Annotated in this window: 4 protein-coding genes; 1 reads left to right on the forward strand and 3 read right to left on the reverse strand. The window is 66.1% G+C overall.

Annotated features, from left to right (window positions below; translation table 11 throughout):
- Positions 1-138: 138 nt before the first annotated feature.
- The 3 genes from Q0627_RS05645 to Q0627_RS05655 form a co-directional block, all read right to left on the reverse strand.
- On the reverse strand, positions 139-948 hold the full coding sequence (locus Q0627_RS05645) for a xanthine dehydrogenase family protein subunit M (protein WP_298808256.1): 810 nt from the start codon (positions 946-948) through the stop codon (positions 139-141).
- Entirely contained in the window at positions 948-2324 is a 1377-nt protein-coding gene (locus Q0627_RS05650; protein WP_298808258.1) for an 8-oxoguanine deaminase, read from the reverse strand. Before Q0627_RS05650 ends, Q0627_RS05645 begins: the two co-directional genes overlap by 1 nt.
- A gap of 313 nt (positions 2325-2637) precedes the next feature.
- Complete coding sequence (locus Q0627_RS05655) at positions 2638-4074, reverse strand: short-chain fatty acyl-CoA regulator family protein (protein WP_298808260.1); 1437 nt, start codon at positions 4072-4074, stop codon at positions 2638-2640.
- Positions 4075-4192: 118 nt separating this feature from the next.
- On the opposite strand from Q0627_RS05655, the gene Q0627_RS05660 reads away from it, so the two are divergent.
- Positions 4193-4701: MmgE/PrpD family protein (locus Q0627_RS05660; RefSeq protein ID WP_298808263.1), on the forward strand; the 509-nt coding region annotated here is incomplete at its 3' end.

The raw sequence follows: 4701 nt of genomic DNA on the forward strand, positions 1-4701 counted from the left end.
GGTTTGACCTTGTGCTGAGTTTGGAGGTGATTTGGGGGATCAAGATGGGTGGTCGGGTGTGGGCTGTGTGGTTTGACCTTGTGCTGAGTTTGGAGGTGATTTGGGGGATCAAGATGGGTGGTCGCCGGTGCTCTGTGGTCAGACATCGGTGAGCTCGGTTCGGATCTGTTCGGCGAGAACGGCACTGACGGCGCGGCGCCAGTCTTCCGAGCCGAGGGGGTCGGTGTAGTAGCCGTCGGCGGATTCGATGTCGCGGCGCAGGGTTTCGGCGTCGGGGAGGGTGGGGTAGCGCAGGATGGTGGGTCGCAGGGTGGCGGCGGTGATGCCGGTGACGAAGTGGCCGTCGGTGTCGAGGCGGCCGGTGACGACGGCCCCCGAGCGACCTAGTTCGGCGAGCGCGATCTTGCGGAAACCGGATCGTGCATTCAAGGCGCGGGCGGGAATGTCCATGGCGCGCAACACCTCACCGGGGGCGAGGGTGTTGGTGCCCTGGCCCGTGACGAATGTTTCGACCGGCTCGCGGCGGTCGGTGCCGTCCGGACACCAGATGTGGGCCACCGCGTCGAGGCCGGCCATCAGCGACACCATCGACGCCGCCGCGAACGACCGGCAGACGTTGCCGCCGACGGTGGCCACATGCTGGATCTTGAACGAGGCGAGAAGGGCGTCGGCGCATTGGGCGAACAAGCGCTGCGCGGGCCATTCCAGGCGCAGCGGGAGCGTCGCGAGCGAGGAAATGGTGGCGGTGGCGGCCACCCGCAGTCCGCCGTCGGGAAGATCTTCGAATGCGGGCCAATCGATTCCGGAGATGTCGACAACACCTGTCGAGTCCACCTGGGGTTCGCTGAAGAACCACGTGCCACCCGCCACGATCGTCTCGCCGGGTGCCAGTCGCAGGTCGTCACGAGTGCGGGCGAAGCGGTATCCGGTGATGGTGTTGAGGTCCATCAGCGGCCAGCCTTGTCCAGGAGCCTGCGATGTTCGGCTCGGGTCTTGTCGGCCACTGTCGCGGCGTCGACCGTCAGTATCCCCGCTTCGTCGACGACCCGTCGCCCGTTGATCCACGAGCCGCGGATCGGCGGCTGGGCGCCGAGGACCAGCGCCGCCACCGGATCGTCGATGTCGCTGTGTGCGACGGTGTCCAGATCCCACAGCACCAGGTCGGCGAGCTTACCGAGCTCGACGGAGCCGATCTCGTTGTCCCGGCCCAGCACTCGCGCGCCGCCGATGGTGGCGAGTTCGATGGCCGTGCGCGTGGTGAGCGCGGTGGGCCCGCCCTTTGCGCGGGCCATCAGCACTGCCTGGTGGGCTTCCTCCAGCAGGCGGCACGACTCGTTCGATGCGGCGCCGTCAACCCCGAGCCCGACGGGCACGCCGGCGGCCACGAGTTCCTTGGTGCGGCAGATTCGATTGCCCAGGCGCGCATTCGAAGTGGGGCAGTGTGCGACGCCGGTCGAAGTGGCCGCGAGGCGGCCGATCTCGTTGTCGGAGAACTCGATTCCGTGTGCGAACCAGACGTCATTACCCACCCAGCCCACCGACTCCATGTATTCGAGCGGCGTGGCATTGAAATGCTCGGCGCAATAGGTGTTCTCGTCGGGGGATTCGGCTAGGTGCGTATGCATCCGGACGCCGAGGTGCCTTGCCAGCGTGGAGGATTCACGCAGCAGGTCGGTGGTCACCGAGAACGGCGAACACGGGGCGAGGGCGATGCGCAGCATCGAGTCCGTGGCCGGATCATGCCAGCGGTCCACGGCATCGGTACTGGCGGTGAGGATCTCGTCGATGGTCTGGACCACCGAATCCGGCGGCAGGCCACCGTCCTTCTCCGACAGGTCCATCGACCCGCGGGTCGGATGAAAGCGCACCCCGACGGTCTGCGCGGCCAGGATCTCCGCGGCCAGCAGATCGCCGCCCTCTTTGGGGAAGACGTAATGGTGGTCGGTCGTGGTGGTGCATCCCGACAGCATCAGATGCGTGAGCCCGCCGACGGCCGCCACGTTGACGGCCTGTTCGTCGATACCCGCCCACACGGGATACAGGGTGGTGAGCCACTCGAACAGGGTATGGTCGGCGGCCAGTCCGCGGGTGATCCACTGATACAGATGATGGTGGGTGTTGACCAGGCCGGGCGTGAGGACGCAGCCGCTGCCGTCGACGCGGATCACGTCGTCGCCGAGCCCTGTGACCATCGGATCGTCCGGGTCGGTGCCGACAGCCGAGATGGTGGTGCCGTCGATAAGTACCCAGCCGTCGCGTAGTTCGCGGCGCTGCGCGTCGACGGTGACGATCGCACACCCGGCGATCAGTGTTCGGGTACTCACCCGCGCCACGCTACGACCGGCGGGTTACAGCAGTATTTCCGTTGCTTGTCGACGGTGGTGGTCCGGTCATGCGCGCACCTCACCGGACCCTTCGTGACCCTCGCTCGTACCTCGCATCGGCCTCAGGGATCAAGATGTGTGGTCGCTTCGGCCTCAGGGATCAAGAGGTGTGGTCGCTTCGGCCTTGGGGATCAAGAGGGGTGGACCTGGTTCCTTCGTCCTCGCGTCGCGACCAAACATCTTGATCCCTGAGGGCGATGCGAGGTACGAGCGAGCGTCTCGAAGGGTCCGGCGACACGGGTGCATGAGGTGATCAGGCCGGTTCCGGGCGGTAGGGGATCGAGTCGGATATGCCGGCGTCGATGTGGATAGGGCGACCGAGTTGCGGGAAGGCGCGTTGTGGGCAGGCGGGGCGGTCGCATACCTTGCAGCCTGCGCCGATCGGGACGGTGGTGCGGGCGTCGGTCAGATCGATGCCGGTGGAGTAGATCAACTTGTGGGCGTGGGCAATGTCGCAGCCCAGGCCGATCGCGAAACTCTTGTGCGGGGCCAGATAGCCGACGCCCTCGTCGGTGGTGCGGGCCAGCCAGAAGTACGAACGGCCGTCGGGCATCTGCGAGGTCTGGGTGACGATCCGGCCCGGCGTCGAGAAGGCGTCGTGCACCACCCACAGCGGACAGTTCCCGCCGACGCGGGAGAAGTGAAATGCGGTGGCGCTTTGACGTTTCGAGATGTTGCCGGCGCGGTCGGTGCGGACGAAGATGAATGGGATGCCACGGTTGGACGGTCGCTGCATCGTCGAGAGGCGATGGCATACGGTCTCGAAGCCGACCTGGAAACCCAGACTCAGCAGTTCGATGTCGTAGGCGTTGGCCTCGGCGGCGCGCAGGAAACGTTCGTACGGCAGCACCAACGCGCCGGCGAAGTAGTTGGCCAGGCCGACGCGGGCGACGGGAACCGATTCGGGACTGAGGTTTTCGGCACCGGCGAGGATCTCATCGAACAATCGCGCCTGCGTGAGGAATGCGAGCTGGGTGGCGAGCTGAAAGGCACGCTGGCCGGCGTTGAGTCTACCCGCGAGGTGGACCGTCTTGCCGGCAGTGTCGAACCGTCGTTTCGGGTTGGTGCTTGCCTTGACCGGGTCAGTGTCGTGGGCGATCGCCACCCGGATGCCGAACTCATCGGAAAGTACCTGCGCCAGTTGAAGATCCAGGCCGCCGATGGACAGTCCGTGTCTGTCGAACATTTCCTCCGCCGCCACGTCGAGGACGTCGATGTGATTCTTGTGGTCGTAGAAGAAGTCACGCACCTCCTCGAACGGCATCGGGGTGCGCGGCGATGTGGTGTCGGACGGGGCGTCGGCGAACTCGCCGCGATACATCTCGACCTCGGCGGTCAGTGCGGTGAGCCTGCGGTGCAGGGCGACGAGCGTGCGGCCCGCGGCAGGCATCCGGGAAACCAGTTCGGTGATCTCCGCGCGGGAGACCTCGCCGGATTCGGAGTGCGCGGCCAGGGCGTCGGACAGGTCCGCGACCAGGCGGGCGTCGGGGTCGGCGGCGAAGTAGTCGGCGCCCAGATCGAACTCGCGGGTGAGGGTGAGTAGCACAGGCACGGTGATGGGGCGCTGGTCGTTCTCCAGTTGATTGACGTAGCTGGTGGACAGCTCGATCCGCCGGGCCAGCGCCGCCTGGGAGAGTCCACGCTCGTCGCGCAGACGGCGCAGACGGGCGCCCACAAACAGCTTGGCCATGGCGTGAGCATAGCGGATCCAACATCCACAACATTCGCAAAGGAGCGAGGAAAGATCCGCAATTATACACAATATCCAGGTCTTTCGTTGATATCGGAGCTGTGCGTACGGTGTGGACATGATCAATCACACCGTCACCTCGCATCGCAGTTCGGACGACTTCCCCAAGTCGGAGCACCTCGCCGAGAAGATCGCGGCGATCGCCGTCGACCCTGTCGAAGTGCCCGCCGACACCGAGGACATGATCATCAACCGCATCATCGACAACGCCTCGGTGAGCGCGGCGTCGGTGATCCGCCGCCCCGTCACCTCGGCCCGCACCCAGGCGCAGGCCCACCCGTACACCGGCACCGACCGCACCGGTGCCGGCGTGTTCGGTATCGGCGGCGTCTACTCGCCCGAGTGGGCCGCGTTCGCCAATGGTGTGGCCGTGCGTGAGCTGGACTTCCACGACACCTTCCTGGCCGCCGAATACTCGCACCCCGGTGACAACATCCCGCCGCTGGTCGCCGTCGCCCAGCACGTCGGGGCCTCCGGTGCCGATCTGATCCGCGGTCTGGCCACCGCCTACGAGGTGCAGATCGACCTGGTCAAGGGCATCTGCCTGCATGAGCACAAGATCGACCA

The organism is uncultured Gordonia sp., assembly GCF_937858515.1.
GTDB lineage: Bacteria > Actinomycetota > Actinomycetes > Mycobacteriales > Mycobacteriaceae > Gordonia.